Annotated in this window: 13 protein-coding genes and 1 pseudogene; 5 read left to right on the top strand and 9 right to left on the bottom strand. The window is 60.7% G+C overall.

The window, feature by feature from the left end; translation table 11 throughout:
* Positions 1 to 48: 48 nt before the first annotated feature.
* The 3 genes from BI364_RS04955 (at position 49) to BI364_RS04945 (ending at position 4611) form a co-directional block, all read left to right on the top strand.
* Positions 49 to 1434, top strand: a complete 1386-nt coding sequence (locus BI364_RS04955) for a ribulose-bisphosphate carboxylase (protein WP_070077805.1) — start codon at positions 49 to 51, stop codon at positions 1432 to 1434.
* Positions 1435 to 1530: 96 nt separating this feature from the next.
* On the top strand, positions 1531 to 2337 hold the full coding sequence (locus BI364_RS04950) for a CbbQ/NirQ/NorQ/GpvN family protein (protein ID WP_070077804.1): 807 nt from the start codon (positions 1531 to 1533) through the stop codon (positions 2335 to 2337).
* A gap of 9 nt (positions 2338 to 2346) precedes the next feature.
* Positions 2347 to 4611 (top strand): nitric oxide reductase activation protein NorD, encoded by a 2265-nt coding sequence (locus BI364_RS04945; RefSeq protein WP_070077803.1) that lies wholly within the window; start codon positions 2347 to 2349, stop codon positions 4609 to 4611.
* A 65-nt stretch (positions 4612 to 4676) separates the two neighbouring features.
* Here the strand turns inward: BI364_RS04945 and BI364_RS17790 are convergent.
* The 8 genes and pseudogenes from BI364_RS17790 to BI364_RS04905 all read right to left on the bottom strand — a co-directional run.
* Positions 4677 to 4937, bottom strand: a pseudogene (locus tag BI364_RS17790) (transposase); the annotation flags it as partial.
* A 137-nt stretch (positions 4938 to 5074) separates the two neighbouring features.
* The gene (locus BI364_RS04935) at positions 5075 to 6136 is read right to left on the bottom strand and encodes an ABC transporter substrate-binding protein (protein WP_070077802.1); all 1062 of its coding nucleotides are present in this window, start codon (positions 6134 to 6136) and stop codon (positions 5075 to 5077) included.
* A gap of 37 nt (positions 6137 to 6173) precedes the next feature.
* Complete coding sequence (locus BI364_RS04930) at positions 6174 to 6815, bottom strand: ABC transporter permease (RefSeq protein ID WP_197495877.1); 642 nt, start codon at positions 6813 to 6815, stop codon at positions 6174 to 6176.
* Between the two features lie 180 nt (positions 6816 to 6995).
* Positions 6996 to 7886 (bottom strand): ABC transporter permease, encoded by an 891-nt coding sequence (locus tag BI364_RS04925; RefSeq protein ID WP_070077801.1) that lies wholly within the window; start codon positions 7884 to 7886, stop codon positions 6996 to 6998.
* Positions 7887 to 7917: 31 nt separating this feature from the next.
* On the bottom strand, positions 7918 to 9027 hold the full coding sequence (locus BI364_RS04920) for an ABC transporter ATP-binding protein (protein WP_197495874.1): 1110 nt from the start codon (positions 9025 to 9027) through the stop codon (positions 7918 to 7920).
* Positions 9028 to 9425: 398 nt separating this feature from the next.
* Positions 9426 to 10814, bottom strand: coding sequence for an aspartate aminotransferase family protein (locus BI364_RS04915; RefSeq protein WP_070077800.1), 1389 nt, complete (start codon positions 10812 to 10814; stop codon positions 9426 to 9428).
* A gap of 47 nt (positions 10815 to 10861) precedes the next feature.
* Complete coding sequence (locus BI364_RS04910) at positions 10862 to 12211, bottom strand: glutamine synthetase family protein (RefSeq protein ID WP_233279578.1); 1350 nt, start codon at positions 12209 to 12211, stop codon at positions 10862 to 10864.
* A 5-nt stretch (positions 12212 to 12216) separates the two neighbouring features.
* The gene (locus tag BI364_RS04905) at positions 12217 to 12975 is read right to left on the bottom strand and encodes a gamma-glutamyl-gamma-aminobutyrate hydrolase family protein (RefSeq protein ID WP_156782627.1); all 759 of its coding nucleotides are present in this window, start codon (positions 12973 to 12975) and stop codon (positions 12217 to 12219) included.
* A 257-nt stretch (positions 12976 to 13232) separates the two neighbouring features.
* Between BI364_RS04905 and BI364_RS04900 the strand changes: the two genes are divergently transcribed.
* Positions 13233 to 14615 (top strand): glutamine synthetase family protein, encoded by a 1383-nt coding sequence (locus BI364_RS04900; RefSeq protein ID WP_070077798.1) that lies wholly within the window; start codon positions 13233 to 13235, stop codon positions 14613 to 14615.
* Positions 14616 to 14638: 23 nt separating this feature from the next.
* On the top strand, positions 14639 to 15922 hold the full coding sequence (locus BI364_RS04895; protein ID WP_070077797.1) for an NAD(P)/FAD-dependent oxidoreductase: 1284 nt from the start codon (positions 14639 to 14641) through the stop codon (positions 15920 to 15922).
* Between the two features lie 1527 nt (positions 15923 to 17449).
* Here BI364_RS04895 and aguB read toward each other — a convergent pair.
* Entirely contained in the window at positions 17450 to 18328 is an 879-nt protein-coding gene (aguB, locus tag BI364_RS04890; RefSeq protein ID WP_070077796.1) for an N-carbamoylputrescine amidase, read from the bottom strand.
* Positions 18329 to 18382: the final 54 nt, after the last annotated feature.

Genomic DNA, 18382 nt, shown 5'->3' with positions numbered 1-18382 from the left:
ATCACCCTAAGACATTGACGTCGCTACGATAAATTTTGGAGGAAAGACATGGCTAATGATCAATCCAACCGCTACGCCAATCTGGATCTCAAGGAAGAGGACCTCATCGCCAGCGGGCAACACATCCTGGTAGCCTACAAGATGAAACCCAAAGCGGGCTATGGCTACCTGGCCACCGCCGCCCACTTTGCAGCGGAATCTTCCACCGGCACCAACGTCGAGGTGTCCACCACCGACGAGTTCACCAAGGGCGTAGACGCGCTGGTCTACTACATCGACGAGTCCGACGAGGAAATGCGCATCGCGTATCCGATCGAGCTCTTTGATCGCAACGTCACCGACGGCCGCTTCATGATCGTCTCCTTTCTGACCCTGGCGATCGGCAACAACCAGGGCATGGGCGACGTCGAATACGGCAAGATGATCGACTTTCACGTGCCCGAACGCGCCATTCAAATGTTCGACGGCCCGTCCACTGACATTACCAACCTGTGGCGCATCCTCGGCCGCCCGATGAAGGATGGCGGCTACATTGCCGGCACCATCATCAAGCCCAAGCTGGGCCTGCGCCCCGAGCCTTTCGCCCAGGCGGCGTACCAGTTCTGGCTCGGCGGCGATTTCATCAAGAACGACGAACCGCAGGGCAACCAAGTATTCGCCCCGGTCAAGAAGACCATTCCCCTGGTCTACGACGCGATGAAGCGCGCGCAGGACGAAACCGGCGAAGCCAAGCTGTTCTCCATGAACATCACCGCCGACGATCACTACGAAATGATGGCCCGCGCCGATTTCGCGCTGGAGGTCTTCGGTCCCGACGCCGACAAGCTGGCCTTCCTGGTGGACGGCTACGTGGGTGGCCCCGGCATGGTGACCACCGCCCGTCGCCAGTATCCCAACCAGTACCTGCACTACCACCGTGCCGGTCACGGTGCGGTGACCTCGCCCAGCTCGAACCGCGGCTATTCCGCCTTTGTGCTAGCCAAGATGTCCCGCCTGCAGGGTGCCTCCGGCATCCACGTCGGCACCATGGGCTACGGCAAGATGGAAGGCGAGGCGGACGACAAAATCATCGCCTACATGATCGAGCGCGACGAGAGCCAGGGCCCGGTCTACTACCAGAAGTGGTACGGCATGAAGCCCACTACACCGATCATCTCCGGCGGCATGAACGCGCTGCGCCTGCCCGGCTTCTTCGAGAACCTAGGCCACGGCAACGTGATCAACACCGCCGGCGGTGGCGCCTATGGCCACATCGATTCCCCGGCAGCCGGCGCCAAGTCGCTACGCCAGGCCTACGAGTGTTGGAAGGCCGGCGCCGACCCGATTGAGTGGGCCAAAGAGCACAACGAGTTCGCCCGCGCCTTCGAATCCTTCCCGGGCGACGCCGACCAGCTGTACCCCGGTTGGCGCGACAAGCTCAGCGCGCACAAATAAGTCGCGCACCAAACGCGGCACGCCCCCGGTTCGCCGAGGGCGTTTCCCCCGGAAGCCCCGCAGGCGGGGCGACCGGTTTCTCGATGGAGGGCGGTCATGACGATCGACGTGCAACAGTATCTGATCCGGCAGGAGCCCTATTACCAGCCCCAGGGCCGGGAAGTGCAGCTTTACGAGGCGGCCTACCGCAACCGATTGCCGGTCATGGTCAAGGGTCCCACCGGCTGCGGCAAATCGCGCTTCATCGAATACATGGCGTGGAAGCTCGACCGGCCGCTGATCACCGTCGCCTGCAACGAGGACATGACCGCGTCCGACCTCGTCGGCCGCTATCTGCTGGAGGCGGACGGCACCCGCTGGATCGACGGCCCGCTCACCACCGCCGCGCGCATCGGTGCAATCTGCTATCTGGACGAGGTCGTCGAGGCCCGTCAGGACACCACCGTGGTGATCCACCCGCTCACCGACCATCGCCGCACCCTGCCGCTCGACAAGAAGGGCGAGCTGATCGTGGCGCACCCCGACTTTCAGCTGGTGATCTCCTACAACCCCGGCTACCAGTCGCTAATGAAGGATCTCAAGCAGTCCACCAAGCAGCGCTTCGCCGCGTTCGATTTCGACTACCCCGATGCCGAGTTGGAAACCGCCATTCTGGCCCGCGAGGCCGGCATCGCCGCGGAACTGGCCGGCAGGCTGGTGAAGGTCGGCCTGGCTGCGCGCAACCTCAAGGGACATGGCCTTGACGAGGGCATTTCCACACGCCTGCTGGTATACGCCGCAAAATTGATCAACGACGGCGTCGATGCGGGCGACGCCTGCCGCATGGCACTGGTGCGGCCGATCACCGATGACGCAGACATCCGCGATACCCTGGACAACGCCATCGACGCAATCTTCGCGTAAGGCCCGGCCGTGGACCGCGACAGTGCACAACTGCAGTCAGCGACGCAGGCCTACCGAGCACGCCTCGACACGCGCTTCCCTCAAGTAAACGAAGTGTTCGAGGGCTGCCTGCAGGAGGCGCTCGCGGTGCTTTCGCCCGCAGGCGTCGACGCCTACCTCGAAGCCGGGCGCAGCATCGGCAAGCTGGGACGTGGCGTCGAGCCCCTTCTGGCCTTTCTGGAGGCCTGGCCCGCAACCGCGCAAAACGTCGGCGAGGAAACCCTGCCGGCGGTGATGACGCTGGTCCGGCACATACAGAAGTCGCCCAACGGCCAGGCCATCGCCCCCTTCCTGCAAACGCTGGCGGCGATTGCGCGTCGACTGCAGTCCGCCGAGGCGCTGCAGCACTACCTCGACATCGTGCTGGACCTCATGGAGCGCACCACCGGCTCCATCCACGGCCATCACACCACCTATTCCAGCCCAGGACTGCCGAACTTTCTCGCCCAGACGCCCGCCTTGCTGGCCCAGCTCAGTCCGGCCGGACTCGCGCGCTGGGTCGACTACGGTGTCCTCAACTACGCCACGCACCCGGATCGCCAGCAGGATTATTTCAGCCTGCAGTCGGCCGACGCGCGCGCCGTGCTGCAGCGCGAACGCGACGGCACCCTGCTAGTCGACGTGGAGCGGCGGCTAGACCTCTACCTGCGCGGCCTGTGGCATGACAACGATCTGCTGATCCCCTATTCCACCGCTTTCGACGAACTGCGTAAGCCGGTGCCCTACTACGACCATCTCGGTATCCGTCTGCCCGACGTGCAGCACGACGCCGGCGGCATCCGGGGGATCGACCGCTACCGCGCCATGCTCGCCCACATCGCCGGCCATCGGCGCTGGTCGTCGCCACAGATCGCCGACAACTGGAGCCCGTTCCAGCGCATGGCGGTGGAGTTCTTCGAGGACTGCCGCATCGAGACGCTACTGATCCGCGAGTATCCCGGGCTGCGGCGTTTATTCCTCGCTCTGCACCCCCACCCTGTCGAGGGCGCCTGCGACCCGGAAACCACCTCCTGCCTGCGCCATCGCCTCGCGATGCTGTCGCGCGCGCTGCTCGACCCGGATCACGGCTACCGCGACGCCGACCTCAACGACTATGTCGCGCGCTTCCACGCACTGCTTGCCACGGGCGAGTCCTCGACCGCCGGGATCGTCTCGCTGGCCCTTGCCTACGTCACCAAGACCCGGCGGCAGAGCGACCAGTACGCCAGGGTGCATTTCGACGACACCGTGATCGAATACCGCGACGACAACCGCCACCTGTGGCGTTTCATCGAAGAAGGTGACGAGGAGGAAACCTTTAGCGAAGAACGCAAACAGGCGGAAGTTGAGGAAATCCGTGGCCTGCCGCCGCGGCACTATCCGGAATGGGACTACGTCAGCCGCACCTACCGCCCGGACTGGGTGTGCGTGTACGAGGCGCTGCACCCATCCGGCGATGCCGCCGTCATCGAACGCCTGCTGCAAAAACACGCCCTGCTCGCTCGGCACCTGAAGCGGGTACTGGATCTGCTCAAGCCGCAGGACAAGGTACGCATCCGCTACCAGGAAGAAGGCAGCGAACTGGATCTCGACATCGCCATCCGCTCGCTGATCGACTTTCGCGCCGGCGCCGTTCCCGATCCGCGCATCAACATGAGCCACCGCACCGCGGGCCGCGACATCGCCGTCACCCTGCTGCTCGACCTGTCGGAATCCCTCAACGAAAAGGTCGCAGGCAGCGAGCAAACCATTCTCGAACTCTCGCAGGAAGCCGTGTCGCTGCTCGCCTGGGCCATCGAACGTCTAGGCGACCCGCTGGCCATCGCAGGTTTCCATTCCAACACCCGCCACGACGTGCGCTACCAGCACATCAAGGGCTTCGGCGAACACTGGGACGACACCGTCAAGGCGCGCCTCGCAGCGCTGCGAGCGGGTTACTCCACGCGCATGGGCGCGGCGATGCGCCACGCCGCGCACTATCTGGGCGCGCGCCAGGCCGACAAAAAACTGCTCCTGATACTCACCGACGGCGAACCCGCCGACGTCGACGTGCAGGACAACCGCCTGCTCATCGAAGACGCCCGCCAGGCGGTCAAGGAACTCGACCGCGAGGGCATCTTCACCTACTGCATTAGTATCGACACTCGAGCCAACGACTACGTCACCGACATCTTCGGCCACCGTTACACCGTCATCGACAATATCCAGCGCCTACCCGAAAAACTCCCCGAACTGTTTATGGCGTTGACGAAATAGCAGGATTGGGATTTCCATATAGTTTACCTCACGCCACTGCTGGGGCCGCGACGAGGACCTTACCATTTTCCCTTAAGGGCTTCCTTGCGAATCTCCGAAACCAGACGCTCTTTGGCGTACGTCTTCTTGAGCCGGCGGTTCTCGTCCTCCAACTCCTTCAGGCGGGCCATCAGGGAAGCATCCATGCCGCCGTACTTGGACCGCCATTTGTAAAAACTGGCGCTGCTCATGCCATGTTCGCGGTACAGCTCGGGAACGGGCACCCCGTTTTACGCTTGCTTGAGGATCGCCAGTATCTGGCTGTCCGAAAATCGCGATTTCTTTATGCAGAATTTCCTGCGTGCTAGGTGGCGAGAAAATTCTACTTTTGAGCACCGCTACTTTTCGGGGGATTACCGGTTTCAAGACACCCATAAAAAAACCCCTCCCGCCATGGACGGGAGGGGCTCGGTTTAAACCCCGATCACTGCTCGCGAACGGCACGCCAGATAGCTTGATAGGCGGTCATTTTCTCGCCCTTCAGACCCGGCATGTAATACAAACGCTTCCACTGCTCGGCGGTAGGCTGCACCAGCGGCGACTTGAGCACCTTGTCGAGATACGGGTGCGAGGCCGCATTGGGGCTGGCGTAAACATTATAATTCGACAATTCGGCACCGACCTTGGCGTCGAGAATGAAGTTAATGAATTTGTAGGCCAGCTCGGGATTAGGTGCGTGCGCAGGGATCGCCATGTTGTCCACCCAGACTTCGGCGCCGCCCTTCGGGATGATGTACTTGATGTACTTGGTTGCCTTGGGGCTGCTTTCCTTTTCGTTGGCAAGATCGCCGTTATAGACAATACCGGCAGCAATCACACCCTTTTCCAACTGATGTAATGCGGGGGTGCCGTCGACGAAGCCGACAAAATTGTGACGCTTTTTGGTCTCGATCACGAGTTTTGCCGCGGCCTTCCACTCGTCGACCGTGTCACAGCCGAAGGTGTAACCAAGATAGGCGCAGGCGGCGTGCAGGGTATCCTGGCCTGTGCCGCCCATGAGTGCGAAGGGATAACTAGGATTGACCTTGGGATCGAACAGTATCCCCCAGGTCTGCGGCGGGTTCTTGAATTTGCGCGTGTCGTAGGCAAGCGCGGTGGTGCCCCACTGATAGGGGATCGCATACGCATCGTGTGGATCGTAGGCGGTGTTCTGGAACTCGGGCATCAGGTTTTTGAAATTGGGCAATTTGGATTTGTCGAGCTTGCTGAGCAGGCCGGCTGCGGCCATGCGCTCGATCATATAGCTGGAGGGCACGACTACGTCGTACTGTGAGGTGCCACCTGCCGTCAGTTTGGCCAGCAGCTCCGAATTCGATGAGTAATAAGTCTGCACGACCTTGACGTGATATTTGGCCTCGAATTGTTTGATGATCTTCGGGTTCATGTACTCGGTCCAATTGAACAGATACAACGTCTGTTCGGCCGAGGCCAGAGCGGGCAGCGCCGCGATCGACAGGAACAACAGGCTTTTTTTCAGGAATTGCATCTTCGATATCCCCCTTCAGAGGCAGTCAGCTGGGCGGTTACGGGTTGGACGACAGATGCCCGTGTCGACGGGCTTGGAAAAGGGTTTGCGCCAGCGCTATCAGCAGTACGGCACCGATCATCAGGCTGGCAATGGCATTGGTTTCCGGGGTGACGCCATGGCGGGCGATACTCCCCCAAATATAGATCGGCAGCGTGACGCTGCCAGGGCCGCTGGTGAAAAAGCTGATCACGAAATCGTCCAGCGACAACGTGAAGGCCAGCAGAAAACCGGCGATCAAGGATGGCTTGAGCACCGGCAACCAGAAGGCGTAGATGCTTTTGAGGGGCGAGGCGTACAGGTCGGAAGCGGCATGGACCAGATTGCGGTCGAGGCCGACCAGACGCGCGTAGACCACCAGCGCAACATAGGGTATTTCGAAGCTAACGTGGGCGATGCCCATGGTCACGAGGCCAGCTTGCGGCCAGCCGAGGAACTCGTGCATGTAGTTGAAGAACACCATCTGCGAGATGCCATAAATAACGTCGGGCATCACGATGGGCAAGTACACGATGAGCGCCAGGATGGCGAACCCACGCCCGCGATAACGATGCAGCCCGACGGCAAGCAGCGCACCCAACACTGTGCCCAGCGCGGCGGAGCCGAGTCCGAGTTCGAGCGAGCGAGCGAAGCAGGGCATGAAGCATACCGCCCTGCTCCCAGACGCGCGCGTACCAGTCGAGAGTGAAGCCCGTGAGGTTGACTGCCGCCGCCTCTGGCTCGAAGGAAAATGCCACCACAATGAACAGCGGCAGCCAGAGGAATGCCAGCGTCGCGATGGCCACTCCTTGCGTCAGGCGCGTCACGGACGAGACGCGGCTCATAACAGATTCGCCTCGCCGGCGTTAAGGCGCCGAGCCATGCGCCGGAAAACCAACAAGCCGCCGAAGGTAAAGGCCAGCATCACCAGGGTAAGCGCTGCGCCGAAGGGCCAGTTGGGCAGAGAACTGAACTGCTGCGCGATGAGATTGCCGAGCAGCATCGAGCGATCTCCACCCAGCAGCTGCGGCACGATATAGGCACCGAAGGCGGGGATGGCGACCAGGATGATGCCGGCGAGCAGACCGGGCACGGTTTGCGGGAAGATACCGTGGCGAAACACACGCCAGCCGCTTGCGTAGAGGTCGCGCACGGCATCCACCAGGCGCCAGTCGAGTTTCTCTACCGAGGCATAGATCGGCAGGACCATATAAGGCAGGTAGTTGTAGACCAAGCCCATAGACACCGCGAAACTGCTGGGGTAAAGCCCCATGTGCTGTGGTAGCAGGCCCAGCGTGGTGGCCAGGTTCGACAGCCAGGTGCCCGGCGCAAGAATCTGCATCCAGGCATAGGTACGCACGACCTGGTTGGTCCATGAAGGCACGATCACCAGGAGCAACAACACTGGCCGGTAGCGCGATTGGGCTCGGGCAATGAAAAAGGCCAGCGGATAGGCGAGGAGCACGGTCGCCACCGTGGTGTAAGCGGCCTGCATCAACGAACGCCCAACCACCTGCAGGTTGCCTGGGCTCCAGCCGAGGAAGCTGTAGCCGGCAACCTGAACGAAGGCCTTGTCGGTCAGCGGCAACGTGGGCTGGCCGTACTGTCCATTGGTCATGAAGGCCAGCAGCCCCATGAGAAGGCTCGGCAGGAACAGAAACAACGTGATCCAGGTGACGCCGGGACCGACGCTAAGCATCAAGTGCAAGCCACGGCGCAGTGAGGTATTCATCGATGACAGCTCCGGAGCTCGGCCATGCGGGTCAGCGCTCGGCCAGAGGAATCACGTCGCGCGGGTGCACCTGCACCTGGACACGATCGCCCTCCTCCGGCAAATGGGTCGCGTAGGACTGGTGAGCAATCATCGCGATCAGTGCGGTGCCATTGATATCCAGCGTATAGCGACTACCCGCCCCCAGATAAATCCGCTCGATCACGCGCGCCTCGAAGCGATTGCAATTCTCGTCACTGATGCCGTCCAGACTCAGGCGTTCCGGGCGCACCATCACCTGACTCAAACCGGCCGGCGCCGCTTCGTGCAAGCGCAGGCGACCGATGGGTGTATCCACCTCATGGCCGGAAGCAGCACTGACGCGCAGGCTGTTGGCTTGTCCCAGAAATTCAGCGACATAGGCCGTGCGCGGACGCTCGTAAAGCTCGGTCACGCCGCCGACCTGTTCTACCCGGCCCTCGCGCATCACCGCGATGCGATCAGACAAGGTCAAGGCCTCGGCCTGATCGTGCGTTACCAGTATGAAGGTCATGCCGAGACGGCGTTGGGTACGCTTGAGTTCGAGCTGCAGCTCGGCACGCAGCTTGGCATCCAGCGCCGAGAGTGGTTCATCGAGCAGCAATATCTGAGGTTCGTTGACCAACGCCCTCGCTAGCGCGACGCGCTGCTGCTGACCACCCGAAAGCTGCTCCGGCCGGCGTTCCGCCAACGCCTCGATATGCATGAAGGCCAACATTTCCGCCACCTTGCGCTGGCGTGTGGCCTTTTCCATCCCCTGCATGCGCAGCCCAAAGGCGACGTTATCCGCCACGTTGAGATGCGGAAACAAGGCATAGGATTGGAACACCGTGTTCACCTTGCGAGCATGCGCGGCCTGGCCGGTCACCTGCTGACCGTCGATCAGTACGTCACCGCCGTCCGGACGTTCCAATCCGGCGATCAAGCGCAGCAGCGTGGTCTTACCGCAACCTGAAGGGCCGAGCAGCGTGAAAAATTCCCCCGGATGGATCTTGAGGTCCACGCCCGCCAGCGCCTGATGGCCATCGTATCGCTTGCTGAGGCTGACCACCTCCAAGCCCACGCCGGCTGCGGCACCGACATGCGTTGCCACGGCCGTCTGCCGATTCACCTCTGTGGCCACTTATCTCTCCCTTTGCTCGCCGATCAACGCCCCGCCACCCGTGTCCGCAACGCGGGCGACCGATGGAGCGCCGTATTTAGCTAACCAAGATACGTGCCAGATGATGGCAGCTTGCACCAATCAGCCCTCATTGATTGATTAAAATATTACACACTCCATAGCTAAATACACGGTTCACGAACATCAAGCGGATCTCATAACCCATAAACCGGGTCCAAACGACCTCTATTTAAAATCAGGGTTACGGTGACAGTGCGTCCTGTCGCAGGTTTATCTCCGAGGCACGGATACACGCGCCCCTGCTCAGCCCCCGATCACTTTGTCCTTAATACTAAACACAGCACCCGACTGGCGCGCCTAAATGCTCGTGCGCACCAAAACAGGGCGTTCATCGCGCATCAAATAACTTCATGCAGACGCGCAGCCGTCAGATCAAGACAACGTGCTGCCTTTTCAATCAATTCGTCGACCTGTTCCAGGGTCAGGACCAATGGGGGTGAGATGATCATGGTATCGCGCACCGCACGCATCACCAGCCCGTTATCCACACAGATATCACGACACAGAGTGCCGACTTTGCCCGCGGGCGCGAAATCCTGACGTGGCGACTTGGCGCGCACCAGCTCCAGCGCGGCAAGCATACCGACGCCACGCGTCTCGCCGACCAGCGGGTGATCTGCCAACTCGGCCCAACGCTTCTGCAGGTAGGGTCCCACCTCCGCACCAGCGCGCTCGATGATGCGTTCGTCACGCAGGATTCGCAGATTGGCGGCGGCCACTGCAGCGGCGACCGGGTGTCCAGAATAAGTGTAGCCGTGGAAGAACTCGCCCCCCTGATCGATGACGACCTCGGCCACCTTGTCGCTCACCATCACGCCACCGATGGGCTGATAGCCCGAGGATAAACCCTTGGCAATGGACATCAGATCGGGCTCGATGCCGTAATACTGGGAACCGAACCAGGTACCCAATCGACCGAAGCCGGTAATGACCTCGTCGGCCACGAACAGAATGTCCCGCTCGGCACAGATGCGCTTGATCTCCGGCCAGTAACTGTCTGGCGGGATAATGACGCCACCGGCGCCCTGAATCGGCTCGGCGATGAAGGCGGCGACGTTGCACTCGCCCAATTCGTCGATCTTGCGTTCCAGGGCTCGCGCCGCGCGCAGGCCGAACTCGGCCGGGTCCATCTCGGGCGCGACGCCAAAGTGATACGGCTGCTCGATGTGCACGATACCGGGGATCGGCAGATCGCCCTGCGCGTGCATGGCCTTCATGCCGCTCAGACTGGCACCGGCAACCGTGCTGCCGTGATAGGCATTATCGCGGGCGATGATGATTTTCTTGTAGGGTTTGCCCTTGAGCTTCCAGTAGTAACGCACCATGCGCAGCACGGTATCGTTGGATTCCGAGCCGGAACCGGTAAAGAAAACATGATTGAGGTGCGGCGGCGTCAGTTCGGCGAGCAATGCGGACAATTCCACCGCCGGGGGCGTCGAGCACTGGAAAAAATTGTTGTAGTAAGGCAGTTCCTGCATCTGCGCATAAGCGGCCTCGGCCAGCTCCTTGCGGCCATAACCGATGTTCACGCACCAAAGCCCGGCCATGCCATCGAGCAGCTTGTGGCCCTCCGAATCCCAGATGTAGCAGCCCTCGGCACGGGTGATGATGCGCGAGCCCTTGGCGTTGAGCGCCTTGTAGTCGGTGAAGGGGTGCAAGTGGTGCGCGCGATCCTGCTGCTGCCAACTGTCGGTAGTGCCCGCGGCTGCGGTTGCGTCGTGTGACATGAGACTCTCCGTCAATATTGAATCGGTCGCACCTGCCCGCTTGCCGGTCAGACCGCGAGCAGCAGGAACTCCCGCTCCCAGGAGCTGATCACCCGGAAGAAGGTTTCGTATTCCTTGCGTTTGATCGCACCGTATACGCGCACGAAACGCTCGCCCAGCAATGCCTGCAAGGGGGCGCATTCATCCAGATTGTGCAGCGACTCCTCCAGGCTGCGCGGCAAACCGAAGGGCAATTCGTACGCGCTGCCCTTCTGCTCCGCACGCGGTTCCAGGCGCTCAATGCAGCCGAGCAGACCGCAGGCCAGCGTCGCCGCCAGCGCCAAATAGGGGTTGGCGTCGGCACCGGCGACGCGGTTCTCCACACGCATCGCGTGCGCCGGCGCGAAGGGCACACGCAGGCCGACGGTACGGTTGTCCATGCCCCAGTCGGCATTGATCGGCGCGGATTCATGGCGCGCGATACGGCGGTAGGAATTGACGTTGGGGGCAAAAAACGACATCGCGTCAGGCAAATAGCGCTGCAGGCCACCGATGTAATGGCGGAAAAATTCGCTCATGCCACCGTTTTCATCGGCGAAGAGATTTTTGCCGGTGACGCTGTCGACCACGCTCTGATGGATGTGCATGGCGCTGCCGGGTTCGTTCTCCAGCGGCTTGGCCATGAAGGTCGCGTACATGTCGTGGCGCATCGCCGCTTCACGCACGGTACGCTTGAACAGGAACACCTGATCGGCCAGCGACAGCGCTTCGCCGTGCAGGAAATTGATCTCCATCTGCGCCGCGCCCGACTCGTGAATCAGCGTGTCGATGTCGAGTTCCTGCGCCTCGCAATAATCGTAAATATCTTCGAACAGCGGATCGAATTCGTTGACCGCGTCGATGCCGTAAGACTGCCGGGCTCGCTCTGGCCGCCCGGAGCGGCCGATCGGCGGCTCCAATGGGTAATCGGGATCGATATTGCGCTTGACCAGGAAGAATTCCAGTTCGGGCGCGACCACGGGACGCCAGCCCCGACTCTCGTATTGCGCGAGCACGCGCTTGAGAACCTCGCGCGGAGCAATATCGACCGGTGTGCCGTCGCGCAGGAAGCAGTCGTGAATCACCTGCGCAGTGGGATCTGCCGCCCAAGGCACCATGCGTAATGTATTCGTGTCGGGCTTCAAGATCATGTCGATTTCGCGCGGATCGACGATGTTTTCGTCGTCCGGCCAATCGCCCGTCACGGTCTGGATGAACAGCTGCTCCGGCAGACGCAAGCCCAGCTCCTTGCAGAATTTGCCGGCGGGGATAATCTTGCCGCGTGCGTTGCCGGTCATATCCGGCACCAGACATTCGACCTCGGTGATACGCCGTTCCGCGAACCAGCCGTTGATGTAATCCATGTCTTGCTGATCCATGCTCATCACCCTCCTGTCTGCCTGCGAAGTCGACAAGCATCGCCGAACGCGATGAACATGGCCATCGAAACCGGATTTTCGGTCGCATGCCACTCAGGGTGCCACTGCACCGCCAAGTTGAAACCCGGGGCCGAAGGGACCGTGAAGGCCTCAACCAGCCCGTCGTCGGCGACGGCCTCGGCGCGCAGGCCGGGCGCGAGTCGATCCACGCCCTGCCAATGCAAGGAATTGACCAGTATCCGCGGTTGCCCGAGCAAATCCGCCAGCAAGCCACCGGGGAGGATGCTCACCTCGTGCGACGGGCCGTACTGCACCTCCAGCGACTGCGTCGTATCCTCGCGATGATCCTGCATGCCGGGCAATTCTTGTACGCGTTGATGCAAACTGCCGCCCAAGGCGACGTTCATTTCCTGCAAACCGCGGCAAATGGCGAAGATCGGCACGCCTCGCGCGAGTGCGGCCTGAATCAGCGGCAACGTGAATGCATCGCGGGCGGGATCATGCGCCGTATCCGGGGCGCTAGGCGGACCGTCATAGTGATGTGGCTCGACGTTCGATGGACTACCCGGCAGCAGAATGCCATCCACCCGTCCCAGCACGTCATCGAAGCTAAGCTGCTCCGCCATCACCGGCAGAATAAAGGGCAAACCGCCCACCACATCGGTCACGGCGCGCAGGTATTTTTCCGCAGCGGCATGAAACACATGTGGGCCCAACAGGCGGGCATCGGCGGGGATGGCGATCAGAGGTTTACGATCAGACATTCGAACCACCATTGTTAAGTTTTTTAAACATATCATCGCCATCAAAACGAAACAAGCCGATCACAATCAAGCATGGCGCGCACAATCCAGCACCTCTCAAGACACCCACAATCCGTCTCATCAGTACCACTATTCGTTCTGTCAGGCGAGATTTCGGCCGATCCAGTAGCAATCCATACAAACAGCGAGGCAACTCGCTTGACAAGCCATAAGGAGACCAAGACTATAAGGATATTAAACAATCAGGGCTCCCCACGATGTCCGCGAACGATCCGAAACACCCCCACCCGGAGGTCGCTGCGTTTCTGCAGGCCCACCCGGATATCGAAGCGCTCGATCTCATCGTTCCAGACGTCAACGGTATTCTACGGGGCAAGCGCATTGAGCTGTCTGCGCTGAACAAAATCTACACCGACGGCGTCAATTTGCCAGGCTCGGTGTTCGCGGCCGACATCACCGGCGACACCGCCGAGGAAACCGGCTTGGGTTTCGAGATCGGCGACGCAGACCAGATTTGTTTCCCGGTAGTCGGCAGCCTATGTCGCGCCCCCTGGCATCGACGCCCAATGGGCCAGCTGTTGCTTGGCATGTACGATGAACAGGGCCAGCCCTACTTCGCCGATCCGCGTCACCGACTGGCAGCTGTTCTGGCGCGTTTTCGAGACGAACTGGGGCTAACGCCAGTGGTCGCAGTCGAGCTTGAGTTCTACCTGATCGATCGTGAACGGGGTGCCGACGGCGCGCCGCAGCCGCCAATTTCGCCAGTCAGCGGCGAGCGCGAACACAAGACCCAGGTCTACGGCATCACCGAACTGGACGACTACGGCGCCTTCCTCGACGAGGTGGACATTACCTGCCGCGCGCAAGGCATCCCGGCCGATACCGCCGTGGCCGAATATGCCCCCGGACAGTACGAAATCAATCTCAAGCACCAGTCCGATCCGCTCGCGGCCTGCGACCACGCCATACTGCTCAAGCGCGTCGTGCGCAGCGTCGCTCAGCGTCACGGCATGTACGCCACCTTCATGGCCAAGCCCTACGCTGATCTGCCCGGCAGCGGCACCCACATCCATGTCAGCTTGCTCGACGCCGATGGCCATAATGTCTTCAGCAATGGCGGCACGCTCGGCAGCCCTCTGCTGCGACATGCCCTGGGTGGATTGATCGAAACCATGCCAGAATCCATGGCTTTGTGTGCGCCGAACGCCAATTCCTATCGCCGCTTCCGCGAGGAAACCTTCGTCCCGCTGACGCCGGCCTGGGCCTACAACAACCGCACCACCGCATTGCGCATTCCCGCGGGCCCCGATCACGCCCGCCGCCTGGAACACCGCGTGGCCGGTGCCGACGCCAACCCCTATTTATTGACGACGCTGGTCCTTGCCGGCATCCATCACGGCCTGACGCAACAGTGCGAGCCGGGTGAACCGATTACCGGCAACGCCTACGCCCAGCTCGAACCGAGCCTCCCGATCACCTGGTTGGATGCGCTGCGCGCCCTTGAACAGGCGCGTATCCTGCCCACCTATCTCGGCGCGGACTTCATCAAGGTCTACCTCGCCAATAAGCACACCGAGCGGGCAAAATTCCGCCACCACATTTCCTCGCTGGAACACGCCTGGTATCTGCACACCGTCTAGGCACGCCATCTACGGAGTTCCGCATGAGTCAGGTGTCACACGCCGATTCCTATTACGCCGCGACCCAACGTTACGACGTTCACCATCCCGCACTGGCGGAGGACATCGACGTCGACGTCTGTGTAATCGGCGCCGGCATCACCGGCAGTTCGGCCGCCCTGCATCTTGCCGAGCGCGGCTACCGCGTGGCCATGATCGAGGCCCAGCGCGTCGGCTGGGGCGCATCCGGGCGCAGCGGCGGCCAGAAGATCGCCGGCTTCGGCTGCGACATGAGCAAATTACGGCGTATCGTCGGCGCCGATGATGCCAGGCGCCTGTGGGACATGTCCGTCGAAGCCGTCCAGCTGCTCGACGAGCGGGTCGAGCGTCATGCCATCCCCTGCGACCCCGTAGCCGGGCACCTGCACGTCGGCCTCAAGCCGCGCCACGAACGCGAACTCGAACAATGGCACGAGGAACTCGAAGGCGTGTACGGCTACACCGGCCTCGAAATCCTCCGCGGCGAAGCCCTCCAGGCCCAGGTCGGCAGCCCGCTCTACACCAGCGGCCTATACGACCCGCACAGCGGCCACATCCACCCACTCAATTACACCCTGGGCCTCGCCGAGGCCGCGCATGAGGCCGGCGCACAGCTATTCGAATCCACTCCCGCCACGCGCATAGAACACGGCACCACCGCGACCGTATACACGCCCGGCGGCCGCATCCGTGCGCGCCACGTAATCCTCGGTGCCAACGCCTATATCGACGGCCTCGCGCCCGTGTTGCGGCGGCGCATCATGCCGGTGGGCACCTATATCGTCGCCACTGAACCGCTCGGCGAAGAACGCGCCCGCCGACTGCTGCCCACCAATGCCGCGGTCGCCGACATGAATTTCGTGCTCGACTACTTCCGTCTCTCAGCCGACCATCGCCTGCTGTTCGGCGGGCGCGTCTCCTATTCACGCATCGAACCGCTGAGCATCCGCCGCTCCATCCGCGCGCGCATGATCAAGGTATTCCCCGAACTCGCCGACGTTGGCATCGACTACGCTTGGGGCGGCTACGTCGCCATCACCCACAACCGCGCGCCGCACTTTGGGCGACTGGCCGACAACGTGTATTTCGCGCAAGGCTTTTCCGGCCACGGCATCGCGCTGACCGGCCTCGCCGGCAAACTCATGGCCGAGGCCATCGCCGGCCGCGAGGAACGCTTCGACATCTTCACCCGCATCCCACACATGCCCTTCCCCGGCGGAGAATGGTTCCGCACCCCGGCCCTGGTCGCAGCCATGACCTGGGCACGCATCAGGGATGCGCTGCCCTAATCATCCATAGCCATAGCCGCTCACGCGTTTACTCGGCGTCATGAAGAGAACAAGGAGAGAATAAATCGATAGACAGATGGTGGACGTGGTCACAATACAATTGTGATGTGACGTACCATCATGTCGATAGGTTATTTTGACGGTTTTCTAAAGATGTTTGCCGGAAATCATGGGGCCCAGCAGCATTCTCAATGCATGGGCAATGCACCCCGGCATAAAACCAGACATCTTGTTTTTTCTCCTGCGGGTACCCCGCCTGGTACTCCAGCAAAAAACCATGCCCACACACTTCCGTCAAATAATTCTCCGTCTGCTCCTAACAACCGAATTCTCTCAAAAACCAGAATCCCGAGAATCGGGACGTGAGAATTTTAGCGTAGCCCTATCACATCCAACGTATTGCACTTGCGGAAATCGCAAATGTGCAAAATTTAGGCATCGAGAATCTACGTTCGGATCGAGGTTGTGGATTAAATGGCTTGCGCCGGCGCGGCCCGAGAAAATTGAAGAGTCCTTTAAAAAAATTCGAAAACCTCACGGAAAAGGATGCACATCGAACATGGGCGGACTGCGCACAGAAAAGCGAGACCTCATGCTCACAGCACGCATCATCGGCCTGCTCACCCTCAACACAAGGCCAGTCAGGTAGTTTCGTAGCGTCAATCGCGCAAGTCATAGCCTGTCTGGACATCATATCGCTCTCGTTAAATTTTAGTCTTTTTATCAAGAAAGCAATAATCGTGCTAGCAAATGACTAGACACATCACCCAGACCGCCCCACAACATCTGCGATAACCTTATCACATTGATTTTTATTGGCTAATAACAATAATTTTAATATTGCGCCGCAGATGACGATATCAAACACAGACGAGCGAATACGAGCTTTTATGACATTCTCGTGTAAAGAATCCCGACTAAACATCTCAATGAGTGACAGACATACATTGATTTTTGGACATCCCCCGTGCGATTCATCATCTCAACGACATCATGGCGGATGCCACTCGCCCCATTTTCTGCATCATTAAGCTCGGCAATCCGCAACAGAAAAAACACATCACCCGCCGGAATCGAATAGTGAACTACAACGACAGGCCAAGATGGTATCTATACCTCACTTCAGGCAACGGCCATAACAGAGATTACCCACGATTTCAGGTGAGAATCTGATCCGGATCTCCCGAATCGATTATTCCGCGCGCCAGAACTGGCTTGTGAGGAACATCCCTCTGCCTCATATCTTCCGAGCTGATGCAAAAAAATGTTCCTTGCTAATTTCCCGCCCCACTCTCAAACGATGCGCGGAGCTATCCGTGTGTGACATCGGCCGCCACTGTCGAGCAACCATGAATAACGAAGGTGGAACACGTTATTTATCAACTCCACCGTGGCGCTCGCCGCGATTCCCATTTCATCTGTAAGACGATAAGCGACACGCGTTCGACAACAACCTGCCGGCACGAAAAACAGGATCACACGCGGGCCCCATGCTCGCGCAAAAAGGAGATACCTCCTTGCGGATGATTAGCGAGTCTCTCCGCTCCCGTCGTAGCCGCTCAGCGCCCCATACAGCTCCGGCCGCCGATCGCGGAACACGCCCCAGGCGCGTCGGGCCTCGCCGATGGCGTCGAGGTCGAAGCTGGCGGTAAGAATGGTTTGGTCGGAGCGACCGGCCTCGGCGACCTTCGCGCCGAGGTGATCGGTGATGAATGAGGAACCGTAGAAAGTCAGTTCACAGCTTCGGCCGTGCTCGACGCCGATGCGGTTGGAGGCAACCAGCGGCAGGATGTTCGCGCCGGCATGGCCCTGCATCACGCGCTGCCAATGGTCGCGCGAGTCGAGTTCGGGTTCTTCGGGTTCCGAACCGATGGCGGTGGGATAGAGTAGGATTTCAGCGCCCATCAGGGCCATGCTACGCGCGGCCTCGGGGAACCATTGATCCCAGCAGATACCGACGCCGAGCGCGCCGTGGTGCGTCTGCCAGACTTTGAAGCCAGTGTCTCCCGGCGAAAAATAGAACTTCTCCTGGTAGCCGGGGCCGTCAGGGATATGCGACTTGCGGTAGAAGCCGAGCACGCTTCCATCCGCGTCGACCATGGCCAGCGAGTTGAAGAAGGCATTGCCGGCGCGTTCGAAGAAGGACAGCGGCAACACCACGCCCAGTTCGGCGGCAAGCGCGCTCATGCGCGCGATCATGGGGTTGTCCGCGAACGGCTGTGCCAGTAAGAAATGCGCTGGCAGCTGCTCCTTACAGAAATAAGGCCCCTCGAACAACTCCTGGATGAGCACGATCTGCGCGCCCCTGCCTGCGGCCTCGCGGATCAGGCCTTCGGCACGATCGATGTTGGCCTCACGGTCTTCGCTGCAGGCCATCTGAGTGGCCGCCACGGTTACGGTTCGCATGTCGGTTCCTTAAAAGAGGTGCGATGTACGGCATTATCCGTCAGCCGCCCCCAG

This window comes from Acidihalobacter yilgarnensis (assembly GCF_001753245.1).
GTDB lineage: Bacteria > Pseudomonadota > Gammaproteobacteria > DSM-5130 > Acidihalobacteraceae > Acidihalobacter > Acidihalobacter yilgarnensis.
This window is presented reverse-complemented; position numbering and strand designations above follow the sequence as displayed.